Origin of the sequence: Pseudomonas sp. NMI542_15 (assembly GCF_021283425.1) — a bacterium.
GTDB classification, from domain to species: domain Bacteria; phylum Pseudomonadota; class Gammaproteobacteria; order Pseudomonadales; family Pseudomonadaceae; genus Aquipseudomonas; species Aquipseudomonas fortuita.
In genome coordinates, this window is sequence record NZ_JAJSRO010000017.1 from 47,164 (window position 1) to 64,743 (window position 17,580).

Genomic DNA, 17,580 nt, shown 5'->3' on the forward strand with positions numbered 1-17,580 from the left:
TGCATCAGGTACCGCAATCTGGCCGCAGAGGCTCTAGACCAAAGCAAGTGTGGCAATGCGCGATGACTCGCCCTAGACTCGGTGGGCGGTCTTTCCAATCCACCAGCTGGAAGCTAACCATGAACAACAATAATAGCCTGCTACGCCACATTCCGTGGCTGGCGCTGGCAGTCATAGGGGCCTGCGCGCTGGGTGTGGTCGCCCTGCGTCGCGGTGAGGCAATCAACGCCTTGTGGATCGTGGTCGCGGCAGTGGCCATCTACCTGGTTGCCTACCGTTACTACAGCCTGTTCATCGCTACCAAGGTGATGCAACTGGACCCGCGCCGTGCTACCCCTGCGGTGCTCAACAACGACGGCCTGGACTACGTCCCGACCAACAAACACATTCTTTTCGGTCACCACTTCGCTGCCATCGCCGGCGCAGGCCCCTTGGTCGGCCCGGTGCTCGCCGCGCAAATGGGCTACCTGCCCGGCACGCTGTGGCTGATCGCCGGCGTGGTGCTGGCCGGTGCGGTGCAGGACTTCATGGTCCTGTTCCTGTCCACCCGCCGCAACGGCCGTTCGCTGGGCGACATGGTGCGTGAGGAGATGGGCCGCATTCCGGGCACCATCGCCCTGTTCGGCTGCTTCCTGATCATGATCATCATCCTCGCGGTGCTGGCGCTGATCGTGGTCAAGGCCCTGGCCGAGAGCCCGTGGGGCATGTTCACCGTCATGGCGACCATCCCGATCGCGATGTTCATGGGCATCTACATGCGCTATATCCGTCCGGGCCGCATTGGCGAGATCTCGGTCGTTGGCGTGGTACTGCTGCTGGCCTCGATCTGGCTGGGCGGCGTAATTGCTGCGGATCCGGTCTGGGGCCCGGCGTTCACCTTCACCGGCGTGCAGATTACCTGGATGCTGGTGGGCTACGGCTTCGTCGCCGCAGTGCTGCCGGTGTGGCTGGTGCTGGCGCCGCGTGACTACCTGTCGACCTTCCTCAAGATCGGCACCATCGTTGGTCTGGCCATCGGTATCCTGATCATCGCGCCCGAGCTGAAAATGCCCGCGCTGACCCAGTTCACCGACGGCACTGGCCCGGTATGGAAGGGCACCCTGTTCCCGTTCCTGTTCATCACCATTGCCTGTGGTGCGGTGTCCGGCTTCCACGCGCTGATCTCTTCGGGGACCACGCCCAAGCTGCTGGACAACGAAACCAACGCCCGCTACATCGGTTACGGCGGCATGCTGATGGAATCGTTCGTTGCCATCATGGCCATGGTCGCCGCGTCTGTGATCGAGCCGGGCGTGTACTTCGCCATGAACAGCCCGGCCGCCGTGGTGGGCGCAGACGTTGCCTCGGTGGCGCAGACGGTCAGCAGCTGGGGCTTCCTGATCACCCCCGAGCAGCTCGAAGCCGTCGCCCGTGACATCGGCGAGCACACCATCCTGGCCCGTGCCGGCGGTGCGCCAACCCTGGCGGTCGGTATCGCGCAGATCCTGCACCAGGTGTTGCCAGGTGAGAACACCATGGCGTTCTGGTACCACTTTGCGATCCTGTTCGAGGCGCTGTTCATCCTCACGGCGGTGGACGCCGGTACCCGTGCCGGGCGCTTCATGCTGCAGGACCTGCTTGGCAGCTTCGTGCCGGCGCTCAAACGCACCGAGTCGTGGGGGGCCAACCTGCTTGCCACCGCGGGTTGCGTGGCAATGTGGGGTTATCTGCTGTACCAGGGCGTGATCGACCCGCTGGGTGGCATCAACACCTTGTGGCCGCTGTTTGGCATCTCCAACCAGATGCTGGCCGGTATCGCCTTGATGCTCGGTACTGTGGTGCTGATCAAGATGAAGCGTCAGCGTTACATCTGGGTCACCTTGGTGCCGGCCGTGTGGCTGCTGATCTGCACCACTGCCGCAGGCCTGATCAAGCTGTTCGACCCGAACCCGGCCGTTGGCTTCCTGGCCCTGGCCAAGAAGTACAGCACTGCACTGGACGCCGGCCAGGTACTGGCCCCGGCCAAGGACATCGGGCAGATGCAGCACGTGATCTTCAACGCCTACACCAACGCGGGCCTGACGATTCTGTTCCTGCTGGTGGTCTTCAGCATCCTGTTCTTCGCCATCAAGGTCGGCTACGCCGCCTGGGGCCGCAAGGAGCGCAGCGACAAGGAAACCCCGTTCCAGGCCCTGCCTGACGCGTAATCGAGAGGACTGCAATCATGTTCAACGACTTGGGTCGACTGGGAAAATACCTGGGGCAGGCAGCCCGCCTGATGGTCGGTATGCCCGACTACGACAACTATGTCGAACACATGCAGAAGACGCACCCGGACAAGCCGGTGATGAGCTACGAGGCGTTCTTCCGCGAACGCCAGGAAGCCCGTTACGGCGGCAAGTCCGGGCCCAAATGCTGTTGAACCCTAAGCGTTGACCTGTCCGGCCTCATCGCCGGCACGCCAGCTCCCACAGGTACTCCATAGGCCACAAGTCTGTGCAGTACCTGTGGGAGCTGGCTTGCCGGCGATGAGGCCACTGTTTTTTCCGCACAGGAGATGTTCTGCGTGCAGACGCCTATTCCCGTAACCGTACTCACAGGTTTCCTTGGTGCTGGCAAGACCACCTTGCTCAAGCACATGCTCAAGGCCGAGCACGGCCTGAAGATTGCCGTGATCGAAAACGAATTCAGCGAGGCCGGCATCGACAGCCAGCTGCTGGGCGACGAGCCGGTGCAGGTGATGACCCTGGCCAATGGCTGCGTGTGCTGCAGCATCCACGGCGACCTCACGCGCGCCTTGTACCTGCTGCTCGAACGCCTGGACGCAGGCGAGATCGCCTTCGAGCGCCTGGTCATCGAATGCACCGGCCTGGCCGACCCGGCGCCGGTGGCGCAAACCTTTTTCATCGACGAGGAGCTGCGTGAGCGCTATATCCTTGACGGCATCATCACCCTGGTCGATGCGGTTCATGCCGAACTGCACCTGACCCAGACCATCGCCCAGGCCCAGGTCGGCTTTGCCGATCGCCTGCTGCTGAGCAAGACCGACCTGGCTGAACCGGCTGCGGTGCAGGCTCTGCGCGAGCGCCTGGCGCGCATCAATGGCCGGGCCGCCATCGGTGTCGTCGAACACGGCCGCATCGACCTGGCTGAGCTACTGGATGTGCGTGGTTTCAACCTCAACCCTGACCTGGGCGCAAACCTGAAACCGGCGCTTCGCCCGGTGCTCAAGCCCGCCACGCCGGACAGGATCTCGACGCTGGTGCTGCGCACGGAAACCGCGCTGGATATCGACCGCCTCAGCGGTTTCATGAACGAGTTGCTGGAAACTCATGGCAAACAGCTGCTGCGCTACAAGGGCGTGCTGAACATCGCCGGTGAAGACCGCAAGCTGGTCTTCCAGGGCGTGCTCAAGCTCTACGGCTTTGACTGGGACGCCCAGTGGGCCGAGGGTGAACCCCGTGAGAGCGTGATGGTGTTCATCGCCGATGAACTGCCCGAGGCTATGATTCGGGCTGGCTTCGAGGCGCTGGCTGCGGGCTGACCCGCCGCGGCGTTGCGGCCTGGAACCACTGCGGCCACGAGCTGCGGTGGCGGGTTTCAACCTCGATGCATGGGATCAGGCGCTCGGTCAGCACAGCGGTCTGCCGCACTGCCTTGGCGGTGCGGTACTTGACGCTGTGGATGCACTCGCGGTCGCCGAACTCGCAGCGGTTCAGTGCGGTACCGCCGCAAGGGCCGTTGGCCAAGCCCTTGGGGCAGGTTTCCGGGCAGACGTACAGCGTGTCTTCCAGACGGCAGCGGCCGCACGTATCGCAACCCACCCATGGCCGTTTCACCGCACGTTCCACTTTGTGCAACACCTGAGCACCAACGCGCGTAGCCCACAGCGGCCGGCGAACCGCCCAGCCAAATGCCTTGCTCAAGCCATTGCGGCGGCTGAACAGCAGCGAATGCATGCCGTGCATCAGGTGATAGCGTGCTTTCTCTTTGAAGGAGGCATCGACCCGCGATTCGCCCTGCCGCCAGGCCGCTTGCGGCGGATGGAAGATCACCGCCGGCAGCCCGGGCATCTGCCAACTGGCCTGCCAGGCGGGCGCCCACTGCTCCAGCGTGTGGACCTGGGTTTGCCAGTGCTCGATACGGGCTTCCAGAGCCAGCAGCTGTTTGAGTTCGTGAACCCCTGACAGGTGCACACCGGCGTAACCCATCAGCTTTACACCGATGATCTGCAAGGCCAGGCGGTCAACACTGCGCGCCTGGGCAAACACCTTGGACTGCGCGGTCTCCGCTTCGAGCATGTCACGCATGGACGGGGTGACAGTGACGCCGGCCACGTGGTCGAGCATGGCCGCACGCCCGTGGGTAAGGCTCATGAGGCAGGCCAGCATGGGCAGGGGCGTGGGCTGGCGGCGCATCCAGTGCATGGCTTCCTGATGCTTGGCGGCGTCGAAGCCCAGTTGCAGCGTGAGGAAGTCGGCCCCCGCTGCCAGCTTTTTCTCGGCCTTGAAATACTGGGCGCCGCCTTCTTCCTCACAGTACTTGAACGGGTTCAGGGCAGCGCCCAGCAGCCAGTGCGGGCAAGCCTGGCGGGCGAGCTGCAGGGCGGCGACCGATTCCAGGTAGCGTACGGGGCGCTGGCCGGGCTCGTGGCCGGGCAGGCGGTCGCCGGTCAGCAGCAACAGCTGGTCGAGGCCCGCGGCGTCCATACGCTGCAGTTGGGCGAGCAGGTGGTGACGCTCGCGGTCCTTGCCGGAAAAGTGCGGCAAGGCAGGTACCGGGTTGCTGAAAGCGGCGAGGGCGTCCAGCGGCGACATGTCCAGCGGGCTGCCGACGCGATCGCCGATGGCCACGGTCATCGGCCAGCCGCACAGGTGCGCACGGGCCATGATCGCTTCCATGGCGGCGAAGCGTTCTGTGGAAGGCTTGGGGACGAACTCCATGACGCAGACGAAGTTCTGTTCGCGCAGCGCGGTTTTCAGCAGGCTCATGTGGCCGGGCACCTGGTGTGGTCAGGGTGGCATTGTGCGGCACAAGGCGGGCGGGGTCATGTCCGGATGCGCAGGGTGGTGCTCTGAATGAGACATCAGCATGATCATGAAAAAATCTTGGGTTCATCTCAAATTTAATGAGTTTGTCTCAAACCATTGTCAACCGGACAATCCCCTCATTCATTTATGCATGCTGAAGGGACAAGACATGGCACTGGCACACAACCTGGGCTTTCCACGCATCGGTGGCAACCGCGAGCTGCGTGCCCGCCACTGGCAGGTGCAGAAAGACGCCGGCATCGAACTGCTGCCCGTTGGCGACTTTGCCTGGCTTGACCAACCGTTCGACCTTGGCTGGGCGCAACTCTTCGACGAAGTGGCGCAAGCCAAGGCCTTGGGCCACGCGGTCAAGCCAGTGGTAATCGGCCCATTGACCTATTTGTGGCAGGGCGAAAACAACGACGGGACCGACAAGCTGGAGCGCCTCGAGACCCTGCTGCCGCTCTATGACCAGTATCTCAACCGCCTGGCTGCGCTGGGCGTCGAGTGGGTACAGATCGATGAGCCGATTCTCGCCGAAGATCTGCCTCAAGACTGGAAAAACGCTTTCGAGCGCGTCTATAACATCCTTCAGCGCGCGCCCTTGAAGAAGCTGATTGCCACCTACTCGGGTGGCCTTGGCGGCAACCTCGGCCTGGCCGCCAACCTGCCGGTCGATGGCCTGCACATCGACCTGGTGCAGGCACCCGACCAGTACGTGACCATCCTCGACCGCCTGCCGGCCTACAAAGTGCTTTCGCTGGGCCTGGTTGACGGCGTCAACGCCGCGCCTTGCAACCTGGGACAGACCCTGGACCTGCTGTACGATGCCCATGAGCGCCTGGGAGAGCGGCTGTGGCTGGCGCCATCTTGTGCGCTGCTGCACTGCCCGCTGGACCTGGCTGTGCAGAAGTGCCAGGAAGTCGCGGTGCTGGCTGCTGCACTGGAACAGAACCGCGCTGCGGCTTGATCATCGGCTGCCTGTGCCGGCCTCTTCGCGGGTGAACCCGCTCCCACAGGTACAGTGCAAGCCTTGAAAATTCATGTGGTCCCTGGCCCCACAGGTACAGCATAAACCTTGAAACTTGTGCGGTCCCTGTGGGAGCGGGTTTACCCGCGAATAGGCCGGGCCTGCTGATCAGCGCTCGATCGCCAGCGCCACGCCTTGCCCACCCCCGATGCACAAGGTCGCCAGGCCTTTCTTGGCGTCCCGCTTGATCATCTCGTGCAGCAAGGTCACCAGCACCCGGCACCCGGAAGCGCCAATCGGGTGGCCCAGGGCAATCGCCCCGCCATTCACGTTGACCCGCGCAGCATCCCATTCCAGCACCTTGCCCACTGCCAGCGCCTGTGCGGCAAAGGCTTCGTTGGCTTCGATCAGGTCCAGTTCGGCCAGTTGCCAACCGGCCTTGTCCAGGCAACGCTGAGTCGCTGAAACCGGGCCGATACCCATGATTGCCGGGTCTACCCCTGCACTGGCATAGGCGGCGATCTTCGCCAGCACCGGCAGGCCCAGGGCTTTGGCCTTGGCGGCACTCATCAGCAGCACGGCGGCGGCGCCGTCGTTCAGGCTGGAGGCGTTGCCCGCGGTAACGCTGCCATCTTTCTTGAACGCAGGACGCAGTTTGGCCAAGGAGTCTGCGGTGGTGTCCGGGCGTGGCTGTTCGTCCTGGGCGAACACCTTGGGCTCACCTTTTTTCTGCGGCAACACGATCGGGGTGATTTCATCGTTGAAGCGCCCGGCCTCGATGGCCGCCACGGCCTTGCGCTGCGACTCGGCGGCAAAGGCGTCCTGCTGTTCACGGCTCAGGCCGTACTTGTCCACAAGGTTCTCGGCGGTGATGCCCATGTGGTAGTCGTTGAAGGCATCCCACAGGCCATCGGTGATCATGCTGTCGATCAGCTGGCCATGGCCCATACGCTGGCCAGTGCGGGCTGAAGGCATCACATAGGGGGCAAGGCTCATGTTTTCCTGGCCACCGGCAATCACAACATCGGCATCACCGCAGCGGATGGCCTGTGCGGCCAAGTGCAGTGCCTTGAGGCCCGAGCCGCAGACCTTGTTCAGGGTCAGTGCCGGTACGCTGTAGGGCAAGCCGGCCTTGATCGCGGCCTGACGCGCCGGGTTCTGGCCGGCGCCGGCGGTGAGCACCTGGCCGAGGATCACTTCGTCCACCTGCGCCGGGTCCAGCCCGGTCTGCTCCAGCAGGCGCTTGATCACGGCGGCACCGAGGTCGACCGCAGGTACCGTGGCCAGGGCGCCCTGAAAGCTGCCGATGGCGGTGCGGGTAGCGGCGACGATGACCACGTCATTCATGTTGTTGTTCTCCGTGCGATGGGCGTAATGCCCAAGCATCGGTGGCTTTGGCTCATTTGTTAAGTTTGTTTTTCTTTCGGATTGATGTGAAAAACAAATCAATGGGCGCTCGGCGGGCTATCCAACTAAGCTGAATTCCGTGCTGTTTTCACTCAACTGAATGGAGCCCATACCCATGCGCACCCTCATCGCCTTGATGCTACTGATCGGCAGCAGCACAGCATTCGCCGCCACCCAATGCACCACCTCAGACAAAAGCACCTGGCAAGACCAGGAAAAGTTCCAGGCCCAGCTCAAGGAGCAGGGTTACAAGATCAACAAGTTCAAGGTTACCAAGGGCAACTGCTACGAGATCTATGGTCTCGACAAGGATGGCCGCAAGGTCGAGATCTACCATGACCCGGTGAGCGGCAAGGCGGTCAAGTCCGAGTACCACGATTGAACAGCGACGGCACGGTGCAGCTGTGGGACCCGCTCCTGCGGCTGTGCCATCTCTCCATCGCCGGTGTGTTCTTCGCCGACTATTTTTTCAACGAAGAAGGTGACGACTGGCACCAGTGGCTGGGTTACTACGCACTGGCCTGTGTCGTGGTGCGCGTGGTCTGGGGCTTTGTCGGGCCACCCAGTGCGCGCTGGGCCGATTTCTGGCCAACCCCGGCGCGCCTGGCAGTGCATGCCCGTGCGCTGCTGCGCGGCGAGCCTTGTCATCGCCTGGGGCATTCGCCAATTGGCGCCCTGGTGATGCTGTTGATGCTCACCGGTATCGCAGGGCTGGTCCTGACCGGCTGGGCGTCCCAGGAGGTGGACGCGCTGTGGGGCGCCGATTGGCCGACCGACCTGCACAGCTGGTTGGCCGATGCGGTGTTGGCGTTGGTGTGTGTGCATGTGCTGGCGGCGATCTACGAGAGTGTGCGCCTGCGCGAGAACCTGCCGTTGTCTATGATCACCGGGCGTCGACGGCGCCGGGATTGAATTTAACTGTGCCGGCCTCTTCGCGGCTAAAGCCGCTCCCACAGGTATTACACAGCCCTTGAGAGCGGCGGGGCCCTTGTGGGAGCGGCTTTAGCCGCGAAGAGGCCAGGTCAGGCAACACAACTCAAACAGCCGGACACTGATGGGTCACACAGTGAATCCCGCCACCCCCGGCGGCAATGGCATCAATATCCAGCTGCACGATATCGCGCCCCGGGTACAACGCCGCCAGCAACGCCCGAGCCTCTTCATCCGCCTGCGCATCACCAAACTGCGGCGCGATGATCGCGCCATTGATCACGAAGTAATTGACGTATCCGGCCGCAAAGTCTTCATTGCCCTTGCTGAACCTGTTACGCCGCCCGCGCTGTGGCGGTGACACGACATGAATCTGCAACGTCCGGCCTTCTGCATCGGTGGCGCGCTTGAGAATCTCAAGATGCTTGCGCGTCACGCCGTGGTCATACGATTCCGCGTCGTTGTCCAGGTTGGCAATCACCACCCCCGGCCGCACGAAGCGGGCATAGAAATCCACATGCCCGTCAGTGATGTCCTCACCGGCGATGCCCGGCAGCCAGATAACCTTGCTCAACCCCAAGCGCTCCTTGAGCTCGGCCTCGACCTCGGCCTTGCTCCAGCCCTTGTTGCGGTTGGCATTGACCCAGCTGCTTTCGGTCATGATGCCGGTGCCATGGCCATCCACTTCGATGGCACCTCCTTCACCGACCAACTCGCTGCGCTGATAGCGCGCGCCGGCGAGTGTGGCGATCCGCTTGGCCAGCTGTGCATCGTTGCGGTGGCGCTGCTTGTTGCCCCAGCCGTTGAAGTTGAAATCCACCGCGCCCAGCGCGCCGTCGTCATTGAGGACGAAGTTGGCGCCGATGTCGCGCATCCAGATGTCGTCCAGTTCGCACTCGACAAAGCTTGTGCGCGGGCTGGCGCAGTGCTGCTCGGCCAGCTTTCGTTCGCTTGCCCGGCAGAACACGGTGACCGGCTGATAACGCGCGATGGCTTGGGCTATGCGGCCCAGGGCAGCTTGCACATCGGCGGTGAAGTCTTCCCAGATGACATCCTGGGCGCCGAAGGCGATGAAGGCGCGCTGCTGCGGTTCGCCCTCGTCAGGCATGAGCCAGCGCCCGGGCTCGTCGGCGCGAGTCAGGCCCAGGGGCAAGCCAAGGCCGGTGCCGAGGCCGGCCGCCAGTGACAGTTGCAGGAAGGTTCTACGGCTTGGCATGGCTCAGTCCTGTGCAGTCTTGAAGCGTGTCCACACGCGCATGCGTGCCCGCATGTCAGCCTGTGGAATATCGCGGCCCGGTATTAGTCGGGCATAGGTTGCTTCGTCGAGGTAGATATCGGGGTTGTCGCGCATGCGTGGGTCCACCGCCTGGCGCGCCTTGGCGCTGGCAGTGGGGTAACCGGTGAAGTTGCTGATGGCAGCCATGTTCGCCGGGCGCATGACGAAGTTGATGAAACGATAGGCGTATTCCGGGTGCCTGGCGTCGGCCGGGATGGCCATGGTGTCCATCCACACCGTGGTGCCTTGGCGGGGCACGCGGTACTGAAAGTCCAGGTGCTTGCCTGCGGCCTCGGCCGTGCGCTGGGCCTGGATCACGTCGCCGCTATAGCCCAGGGACACGCACAGGTTTTCGTTGACCAGTTCGGTCACCGGCTGCGACTGGAACTTGCGCACATACGGGCGTATGGCCTTGAGCAGCTCGCTGGCGGCGGCCAAGTCTTCACGCTTGGCGCTGCGTGGCTCGCGCCCCAGGTAGTTGAGGACCACAGCCAACACTTCGTCGGGCGAGTCGATGACCGAGATACCGCAGTCGGCGAACTTGGCCGCCAGCTCCGGCTTGAACAGCAGGTCGAGGTTGTCCAGCGGCGCATCGGGCATGCGCTGGCGGACTTTCTCGGCATTCACCGTCAGGCCGATGGTGCCCCAGGTGTAGGGGACGGTCGCCTGGCTGGCCCTGGGGTACCGGGCATGCAGCTGGCGCAGGCCAGGCTCGATGTCGTCCAGTGCCTCAAGGCGGCTGTGGTCCAGTGGCTGCAGGCTGCCGGCGCGCATCAGCCGTTCGGCAACGGTGTCACCGGGGAACACCAGGTCGTAGCCACTGCGCCCGGACATCAGCTTGGCTTCGAGTACTTCACTGCCGTCCATGACGTCGTAGATGACCTGGATGCCGGTTTCGGCCGTGAACTGCTTCAGGGTGTCCTCGGCAAAATAGTCGGCCCAGTTGTACAGGCGCAAAACGGCCTGTTCGGCCTGGGCCTGGCTGGCGCAAATGGCCAGCGCCAATGCGGCTAGAACGTGGTGTTTCATGCTCAGGCCCTCAGGGTATGTGGATGCTTGCCGTCCAGAGTCAGCAGTGGGGCGTACATTTCCGGGCGACGGTCGCGGTAGATGCCCCAGCTCAGGCGGTCATCGCGCATGCGTGCCAGGTCCAGGTCGTGCAGCCAGATGCCGCCGTTGTCACGGTCGGCCTCGGCGAGCATGGCGCCCTTGTGGTCGCAGATGAACGACGAACCATAGAAGCGCATGCTCAACGAAGCGTCGCTGGCGGCGACTTCATCGCCTACGCGATTGGCCGCCACCACCGGCAACAGGTTGGCGGCGGCGTGGCCGCGCATGGCCACCTGCCAATGGTCGCGTGAGTCCAGTTCGGCGCAGCCGGGCTCGGAGCCGATGGCGGTGGGGAACAACAGCACTTCGGCGCCCATCAGTGCCAGGCAGCGAGCGGTTTCGGGGAACCACTGATCCCAGCAGATACCAATGCCCAGGCGGCCAAAGGCGGTATCCCAGACCTTGAAGCCGGTGTCGCCAGGGCTGAAGTACTCCTTCTCCTGGTAGCCGATAGCGTTGGGGATGTGGGTTTTGCGGTACACCCCGAGCAGGCGGCCGTCGGCATCGGCCACGGTCAGCGAGTTGAAGAAGGCATTGCCGGCGCGCTCGTACCAGCTCAGCGGCAGCACCACGCCCAGCTCGCCGGCCAGCGCAGCGAAGCGCTGCAGCATCGGGCTGCCGGGGTAGGGCTGGGCGAGGGCCTGGTGCTGGTGGTCCTGTTCGATGCAGAAGTACGGGGTAGCGAACAGCTCCTGCAGCAGGATCACCTGGGCGCCTTTGGCAGCGGCTTGGCGCACAAGCTGTTCGGCGCGGTCGAGGTTATCGGGCAGGTTCCAGCTGCACGGCATCTGAGTGGTGGCCACCCGTAGCAGGCTCATGGCTGTACCTCCGGCTGCTGCTGGGTAATGCAGTGGATGCCGCCACCGCCGTGGGCTATGTGGTCGATACGCACGGGTACGATCTGCCGGCCCGGGAAAGCGTGGGCCAGCTGTGCAGCGGCCTCCTTGTCGGCGGCGATGCCGTAGGCCGGCATGATGATTGCGCCGTTGGCGATGTAGAAGTTGGTGTAGGACGCACAGAACACTTCGGCGTTATGGTCGACCGCGGCGGTGGCTTCGTACAGGTCCAGCAGTTCGAAGTGTCGGCCCCGGGCGTCCGTGGCCAGTTCCAGGGCACGGCGGTTTTCCCGCACAACTTCGGCGTACAACGAGCCTTGATCATGCGTGGCGTCGACCAGCAATACGCCTGGCCGGGCGAAGGCACACACGCCGTCGATGTGGCCGTCGGTCATGTCGCCGGTGACGTATTGCGGGTCACCCGGCAGCCAGACGGTCTTGCTGATGCCCAGATGGCGGGCAAAGCAGGCTTCGAACTCGGCCTTGCTCACACCAGGGTTGCGGTTGGGGTTAAGCAGCACCGATTCTGTGGTGATCAGCGTGCCTTCACCATCGACATGCACCGCGCCACCTTCGTTGCATAGCGAGGTGCTGAAACCGTCGAGGCCTAGCTGGTCGAGGATGCGCCGGCCCAGGCTGCGGTCCAGACCATGCTGCGACTTGTCGCCCCAGGCATTGAAGCGCCAGCTCAGGCCGGCCAGGCCATGCTGCGGGTGGCAGACGAAACTCGGGCCGCTGTCACGGCACCAGCTGTCGTCCACTGCCAGTTCGATCAGCTCGATGTTGGCACCGCAGAGCGCGCGGGCGCTGGCCACGGCAGACGGGTCGACCACCATCTTCACCGGCTCGAAACGAGCGATGGCCGCTGCGACCCGAGCGTAGTCCTGCTGTACATCGGCCAGGCGCACGTTCCAGGCGCTTTCCCACAAGTCCTGATTGTGTGGCCAGATCATCCAGGTTGCCGCGTGACGTGCCCATTCGGCGGGCATGCGCCAGCCACTGTCGAGGAACAGGTGCATAGTGAACTCCGATCTATGAAGGATTTTTATCAACGAAGCCCGCCGTCGCGGGTGTTGGTATTCATGCTATGGCTAGGCCTGGCGGGCGACAAACGATAGATTTAGCGCACATCTGATTAGCAGGGCTTATCAATCATGCTTAAACACTGGCCACCTCTTAATGCCCTGCGCGGTTTCGAGGCTGCGGCGCGGCTGGGCAGTTTCCATAAGGCTGCCGAGGCGCTGAACCTCACGCAGTCGGCCATCAGCCAGCAGATCCGCAGCCTGGAAACCTACCTGGAGCAGCCGCTGTTCCACCGCAGCGGGCGTAGCGTGAGCCTGACCGATGCCGGGCATGACCTGCTCAGCACCACCCAATCGCTGTTGCAGCACCTGGCCGTGGGCATTCGTCGGCTTGACCAGTACCGCAAGCCTGACCAGTTGGTGGTCAACACCAGCCCGGCATTTGCCAGGCATTGGCTGTTGCCGCGGCTGGCTGACTTTCACCGGCGTTGCCCGCAGGTCGACTTGTGGTTGTTCACCAGCTTCGAGGTGCCGGACATGGCCACCGAGACCATCGACCTGGCCATCCGCGATGACCTCAGTGCCCAGGCCGAGTGCAGCTTCAGCGTGCTGCATCAGGATCAACTGTACCCGGCCTGCCATCCTTCAATGGCCGCTTCGGTTGTGCGCACTACCTTGCATGGCGAGCGGGAGATGGACTGGAGCCATTGGCAGCTGGAGGGTGGCGAGGATGTGGGGCAGCAGGGCAAGGGGCTGAATTTTTCCGATCCCGGGCTGTTGCTGGATGCGGCGAGCGAGGGGCTGGGGGTGGCCCTGGTCAGCCAGTTGCTGGCACAGCGGGCGATGGAGGAGGGGCGTCTGCAGGCGTTGTCGGCGCAGCGGGTACGGGGGCCGGCGTGGGCTTGCCTGGTGCATCGGGACAGTCAGGAAGATCCGCTGGCCCGGCAGTTTCTGGAGTGGTTGAAAGGTGCTTTGGCCTCAGAGTGATGTTGGCATTACTGGCCCTATCGCCGCCAAGCCAGCCCCCACAGGTACCCCACAGGGCGGAAGGTTTGCGCAGTCCTTGTGGGAGCTGGCTTGCCGACGATAGGGCCGGTACAGGTAAACCCAGGTTTTGCATCCTTTTGCTCACCCCGTAATATGTGTCGGATAACCTGCGGGGGTAGTCTCACCCTCTGATCAATCGGAATCGCCCCACGCGGCGCTTCCCCGGCATAAACCTGACGAGGTACAGACATTGGCCATCATTCATCCTAAGGTTCGCGGTTTTATCTGCACCACGACTCACCCGAAGGGCTGCGAGCTCAACGTCCGTGACCAGATCGAAGCCACCCGCAAGCTGGGCGTGCGCGAGGATGGCCCGAAAAAGGTCCTGGTCATCGGTGCTTCCAGTGGCTACGGCCTGGCCGCACGTATCACCGCAGCGTTCGGTTTCAAGGCCGACACCTTGGGCGTGTTCTTCGAAAAACCAGGCACCGAAACCAAGGCCGGCACTGCTGGCTGGTACAACTCCGCTGCCTTCGACAAGTTTGCCAAGGCCGAGGGCCTGTACAGCAAGTCGATCAACGGTGACGCCTTCTCCGACGAGGCCCGTGCCAAAGTCATCGAGCTGATCAAGAACGAGATGGGTGGCAAGGTCGACCTGGTCATCTACTCGCTGGCCTCGCCTGTGCGCAAACTGCCGCAGACCGGTGAAGTCATTCGCTCGGCACTCAAGCCGATCGGCCAGCCCTACAAGTCGACTGCCATCGACACCAACAAGGACACCATCATCGAGGCCAGCATCGAGCCGGCCACCGAGCAGGAAATTGCCGACACCGTCACCGTCATGGGCGGCCAGGACTGGCAGCTGTGGATCGATGCCCTTGCCGGCGCCAACGTGCTGGCCGAAGGTGCTCGCACCGTGGCCTTCAGCTACATCGGCAGCGACATTACCTGGCCAATCTACTGGCACGGTGCGCTGGGCCAGGCCAAGCAGGACCTGGACGATACCGCTCTGCGCCTGAACAAGAAATTGGCCGACGAAGTGAAAGGCGGCGCCAATGTGGCCGTTTTGAAATCGGTGGTCACCCAGGCCAGCTCTGCCATTCCGGTGATGCCGCTGTACCTGTCGATGGTCTTCAAGATCATGCAGGAGAAAGGCGTTCACGAAGGCACCCAGGACCAACTGGACCGTATGTACCGCGACCGTCTGTATCGCGCCGATGGTGCGCCGGCCGAAGTCGACGAGAAGGGCCGTCTGCGCCTGGACGACTGGGAGCTGCGCGACGACGTACAGGACGAGTGCAAGGCCCTGTGGCCAAAGGTCACCACCGAGAACCTGTTCGACCTGACCGACTATGCCGGTTACAAGAAGCAGTTCCTCAACCTGTTCGGCTTCGAGCGTGCTGACGTCAACTATGACGACGACGTGGCCACCGATGTGAAGTTCGACTGCATCGAGCTGTAAGCCGAACCGGGCTGGCCCTATCGCCGGCAAGCCAGCTCCCGCAGCTAGACCACAAGCCTCATGGCCTGTGGAATTCTGTGGGAGCCGGCTTGCCGGCGATAAGGCCAGCACAGGTTCAAGATTTTTTGCTAGTTTTGGCGCACAACAACAGGGAATGCGCCATGAGTAGCCTCACCCAACCCGCCACCCCTTTTCGCCAGGCCACAGCCGATGGCTACAGCCTCGGCGGCTTCTGCTGGCGTCACGCCCAGCCTGACCCCCAGCGCCCGCTGGTGATCATCAACGCGGCCACTTCGGTACGCTGCCGCTATTACTCCCGCTTTGCCGACTACCTGTTTGCCCAGGGCTGCGATGTGCTGACCTACGACTACCGTGGCATCGGTGAATCTCGTCCGGCTTCGTTGCGTGGCTTCCAGGCATCGTGGAGCGACTGGGGCCGTCTGGACTTCGAAGCGATGTTGGCGCATGCGACCGAGCGTTTCCCCGGCCAGCCAATAGACGTGGTGGGGCACAGTTTTGGCGGTTGTGCAGTCGGCCTGGCACCGTCGGCCGGCCAGATACGCAGGGTAGTGATGGTAGGCGCACAGTTTGCCTACTGGCGCGATTACGCGGCTGATCAACGCTGGCGGCTGTTCGGCAAATGGCATGTGGTGATGCCTTTGCTAACCCGCGCTTTGGGCTACTTCCCTGGCAAGCGCCTGGGCTGGATGGAAGACACCCCGGCGGGGGTGGTGGATGACTGGACCACCCGTACGCCACGCTATGAGCACCGGCCAAGTGGGCGCCGGCTTGAGAGGGTACCGTTTGCCCACGTCCAGGCAGCGACGCTGGCCATCAGCTTGACCGATGACCCGTTTGGCACTGTGGCGGCGACCGAGCGCTTGCTGAGTTATCTACAGGGGGCCCGGCACCTGCGTATCGCGCCTGTGGATATTTCGGTCGAGGAAATTGGCCATTTCGCGTTTTTCCATGACCGGTTTCGCGAGAGCCTGTGGCCGGTGGCCTTGCAGTGGTTGATGCAGGGAGCGCTGGATGAAGGTGGGCCTGGCACCCTCATGGATTGAGGGTGCATTCTGTAGCAGCGGGCTTGTCCCGCGAATGGAGCCACGCGGTGCCTGGCACCGGCTTTGCCGGGGTTCGCGGGACAAGCCCGCTCCCACAGAGCCCCGCTTGTCTCACGGCTTGCGCGACAGCGGCTGCCCGGCAAATTTCACACCGGCCAAACCATGCTCGATCAGCGCACGGATATTGCCATGGTCGCTGCCCTCAGGCGTGGCCAGCACATCACGGTAGTGCTCGCCAAAGGCCAGCAGCGCTTCCTGATCGCTCAGCCCTTCCAGCAACGCCAGGCCCAGTGTCTTGCACGAGCCTTCGTTTTGCCCGGCTGCGTTCTCCACGCCGCCGTTGTTGAAGGCCTGCGGCTGATAGCTGTAATTGTCGGCAATGAACGCCAAGGTATCGGCAAATACATGGTGGCCGCTGGCCAGGCTGGCGCGCAGGGTGTTCAGATCAGTCACGAGGTTTTCCTTTTTCGAACGCCGCTTGTTGTTCGGCGCTGGCTTCTTTCTGGTATTGGGCTTTCCACTCGGCGTAGGGCATGCCGTACACCGCTTCACGGGCGTCATCCAGGCTCAGGTCGAGCTGGCGCTCGTCAGCTGCGGCCTTGTACCACTTGGACAGGCAGTTGCGGCAGAAACCGGACAGGTTCATCAGGTCGATGTTCTGTACATCGGTGCGCTTTTGCAGGTGTTCGACCAGGCGCCGGAACGCGGCGGCTTCGAGTTCGAGCTGTTGCTGTGGGGTCATGGGCTTCTCTCAGATCATGCGGTTCTTCAAGTGGCGGCCACCGTTGATGACCACCTGGCTGCCAGTGCTGTACTGGCTGGCGAGCAGGTACTTGACTGTCTCGATCAGTGGGCCGGCGCCGGGTTCGAACTCCAGCAGGGCCTTTTTCAGGGTTTGCTGGCGGTAGGCTTCGTCGCCCCCTTCCTTGAGGATCAGCAGCCCGGGCAGGATACCGTTCACATGCACCTTGGGCGCATATTTTTCAGCGAACGACAGCACCATGTTCTGCAGCGCAGCCTTGGTGGCAGCGTAGCCGATGTGGCTTTTGCTGCCGCGCGAAGAGGTTTCGTCGCAGATATGGATGATGTCGGCTTTGTCCACCTTGGCCAGCAGGTCGCCCAGGGCCAGATTGAGGTGGTAGGGCGCTTCGACGTGCAGGCGGAACATGGTCTCGAGGTTGTCGAGCCCGTCATCGAGCCACAGCGAGGCGTTGTGGATGATGGCGCGCAGGCCGTCGTAATGGGTATGCAGGTGATCGATCAGGGCCTGGCGATCGGCTGCCAGGCACAGGTCGGCCTGAAAGTGCACGATGTTCGGGTGGGCCGTCTGTGGATGGACGCTGCGGCTGGCACTGACCACCGTATGGCCGGCCTGTGCCAGTTCAAGGGCCAGGGCCAGCCCGACGCGCTGGCTGGCTCCGGTAACGAGAATGGGGCTGTTCATGTTCGGGGCGGTCAACTTGTCTGTCCTTTGGTTGCCGCCCAGCATACCCGAACTGTTTCCTTG

At 63.1% G+C, this 17,580-nt stretch carries 18 protein-coding genes; 9 read left to right on the forward strand and 9 right to left on the reverse strand.

The window, feature by feature from the left end; genetic code table 11:
• Positions 1–119 precede the first annotated feature (119 nt).
• The 3 genes from LU684_RS21585 (at position 120) to yjiA (ending at position 3,523) form a co-directional block, all read left to right on the forward strand.
• Complete coding sequence (locus LU684_RS21585) at positions 120–2,186, forward strand: carbon starvation CstA family protein (RefSeq protein WP_016489096.1); 2,067 nt, start codon at positions 120–122, stop codon at positions 2,184–2,186.
• 17 nt (positions 2,187–2,203) lie between these two features.
• Positions 2,204–2,401 carry a YbdD/YjiX family protein gene (locus LU684_RS21590; protein ID WP_003251633.1) on the forward strand — a complete coding sequence of 66 codons (198 nt, stop codon included), beginning with the start codon at positions 2,204–2,206 and terminating at the stop codon, positions 2,399–2,401.
• Between the two features lie 144 nt (positions 2,402–2,545).
• On the forward strand, positions 2,546–3,523 hold the full coding sequence (yjiA, locus tag LU684_RS21595) for a GTPase (protein ID WP_024718027.1): 978 nt from the start codon (positions 2,546–2,548) through the stop codon (positions 3,521–3,523).
• On the opposite strand, the gene LU684_RS21600 is transcribed toward yjiA, so the two are convergent.
• Entirely contained in the window at positions 3,483–4,970 is a 1,488-nt protein-coding gene (locus tag LU684_RS21600) for a methylenetetrahydrofolate reductase C-terminal domain-containing protein (RefSeq protein ID WP_023047382.1), read from the reverse strand. The genes yjiA and LU684_RS21600 overlap by 41 nt on opposite strands.
• A gap of 208 nt (positions 4,971–5,178) precedes the next feature.
• On the opposite strand from LU684_RS21600, the gene LU684_RS21605 reads away from it, so the two are divergent.
• A complete protein-coding gene (locus LU684_RS21605; RefSeq protein WP_442964206.1) occupies positions 5,179–5,979 on the forward strand; it encodes a 5-methyltetrahydropteroyltriglutamate--homocysteine methyltransferase in 801 nt (266 codons plus the stop codon).
• A 168-nt stretch (positions 5,980–6,147) separates the two neighbouring features.
• Here LU684_RS21605 and LU684_RS21610 read toward each other — a convergent pair whose 3' ends face one another.
• Entirely contained in the window at positions 6,148–7,326 is a 1,179-nt protein-coding gene (locus LU684_RS21610) for an acetyl-CoA C-acetyltransferase (RefSeq protein WP_024718026.1), read from the reverse strand.
• A 175-nt stretch (positions 7,327–7,501) separates the two neighbouring features.
• Here LU684_RS21610 and LU684_RS21615 point away from each other — a divergent pair, with 175 nt between their 5' ends.
• Both LU684_RS21615 and LU684_RS21620 read left to right on the forward strand, forming a co-directional pair.
• Complete coding sequence (locus tag LU684_RS21615; protein WP_232895005.1) at positions 7,502–7,768, forward strand: PepSY domain-containing protein; 267 nt, start codon at positions 7,502–7,504, stop codon at positions 7,766–7,768.
• Positions 7,765–8,298 (forward strand): cytochrome b/b6 domain-containing protein, encoded by a 534-nt coding sequence (locus LU684_RS21620; RefSeq protein WP_016489090.1) that lies wholly within the window; start codon positions 7,765–7,767, stop codon positions 8,296–8,298. Before LU684_RS21615 ends, LU684_RS21620 begins: the two co-directional genes overlap by 4 nt.
• 124 nt (positions 8,299–8,422) lie before the next feature.
• On the opposite strand, the gene LU684_RS21625 is transcribed toward LU684_RS21620, so the two are convergent.
• The 4 genes from LU684_RS21625 to LU684_RS21640 are packed head-to-tail and all read right to left on the reverse strand — an operon-like array spanning position 8,423 to position 12,557.
• A complete protein-coding gene (locus LU684_RS21625) occupies positions 8,423–9,532 on the reverse strand; it encodes an agmatine deiminase family protein (RefSeq protein ID WP_016489089.1) in 1,110 nt (369 codons plus the stop codon).
• A 3-nt stretch (positions 9,533–9,535) separates the two neighbouring features.
• Complete coding sequence (locus LU684_RS21630) at positions 9,536–10,621, reverse strand: extracellular solute-binding protein (protein ID WP_031311934.1); 1,086 nt, start codon at positions 10,619–10,621, stop codon at positions 9,536–9,538.
• 2 nt (positions 10,622–10,623) lie between these two features.
• Complete coding sequence (aguB, locus tag LU684_RS21635) at positions 10,624–11,520, reverse strand: N-carbamoylputrescine amidase (RefSeq protein ID WP_023047706.1); 897 nt, start codon at positions 11,518–11,520, stop codon at positions 10,624–10,626.
• On the reverse strand, positions 11,517–12,557 hold the full coding sequence (locus tag LU684_RS21640; protein ID WP_095116116.1) for an agmatine deiminase family protein: 1,041 nt from the start codon (positions 12,555–12,557) through the stop codon (positions 11,517–11,519). The genes aguB and LU684_RS21640 overlap by 4 nt, the downstream gene beginning before the upstream one ends.
• Positions 12,558–12,692: 135 nt before the next feature.
• Here LU684_RS21640 and LU684_RS21645 point away from each other — a divergent pair, with 135 nt between their 5' ends.
• The 3 genes from LU684_RS21645 (at position 12,693) to LU684_RS21655 (ending at position 16,073) form a co-directional block, all read left to right on the forward strand.
• On the forward strand, positions 12,693–13,547 hold the full coding sequence (locus LU684_RS21645) for a LysR substrate-binding domain-containing protein (protein ID WP_016489085.1): 855 nt from the start codon (positions 12,693–12,695) through the stop codon (positions 13,545–13,547).
• Between the two features lie 250 nt (positions 13,548–13,797).
• Positions 13,798–15,009: an enoyl-ACP reductase FabV gene (gene fabV / locus LU684_RS21650; protein ID WP_232895006.1), complete on the forward strand. Its 1,212-nt coding sequence runs from the start codon at positions 13,798–13,800 to the stop codon at positions 15,007–15,009.
• Positions 15,010–15,170: 161 nt separating this feature from the next.
• Positions 15,171–16,073, forward strand: coding sequence for an alpha/beta hydrolase family protein (locus tag LU684_RS21655; protein ID WP_016489083.1), 903 nt, complete (start codon positions 15,171–15,173; stop codon positions 16,071–16,073).
• A 111-nt stretch (positions 16,074–16,184) separates the two neighbouring features.
• Here LU684_RS21655 and LU684_RS21660 read toward each other — a convergent pair whose 3' ends face one another.
• From LU684_RS21660 to folM, 3 genes are read right to left on the reverse strand one after another with little or no spacing between them, the layout of a single operon-like run.
• The gene (locus LU684_RS21660) at positions 16,185–16,526 is read right to left on the reverse strand and encodes a HopJ type III effector protein (protein ID WP_016489082.1); all 342 of its coding nucleotides are present in this window, start codon (positions 16,524–16,526) and stop codon (positions 16,185–16,187) included.
• On the reverse strand, positions 16,519–16,815 hold the full coding sequence (locus LU684_RS21665; protein ID WP_010955294.1) for a DUF1244 domain-containing protein: 297 nt from the start codon (positions 16,813–16,815) through the stop codon (positions 16,519–16,521). The genes LU684_RS21660 and LU684_RS21665 overlap by 8 nt, the downstream gene beginning before the upstream one ends.
• 9 nt (positions 16,816–16,824) lie before the next feature.
• Positions 16,825–17,562 carry a dihydromonapterin reductase gene (gene folM / locus LU684_RS21670; RefSeq protein ID WP_016489081.1) on the reverse strand — a complete coding sequence of 246 codons (738 nt, stop codon included), beginning with the start codon at positions 17,560–17,562 and terminating at the stop codon, positions 16,825–16,827.
• Positions 17,563–17,580: the final 18 nt, after the last annotated feature.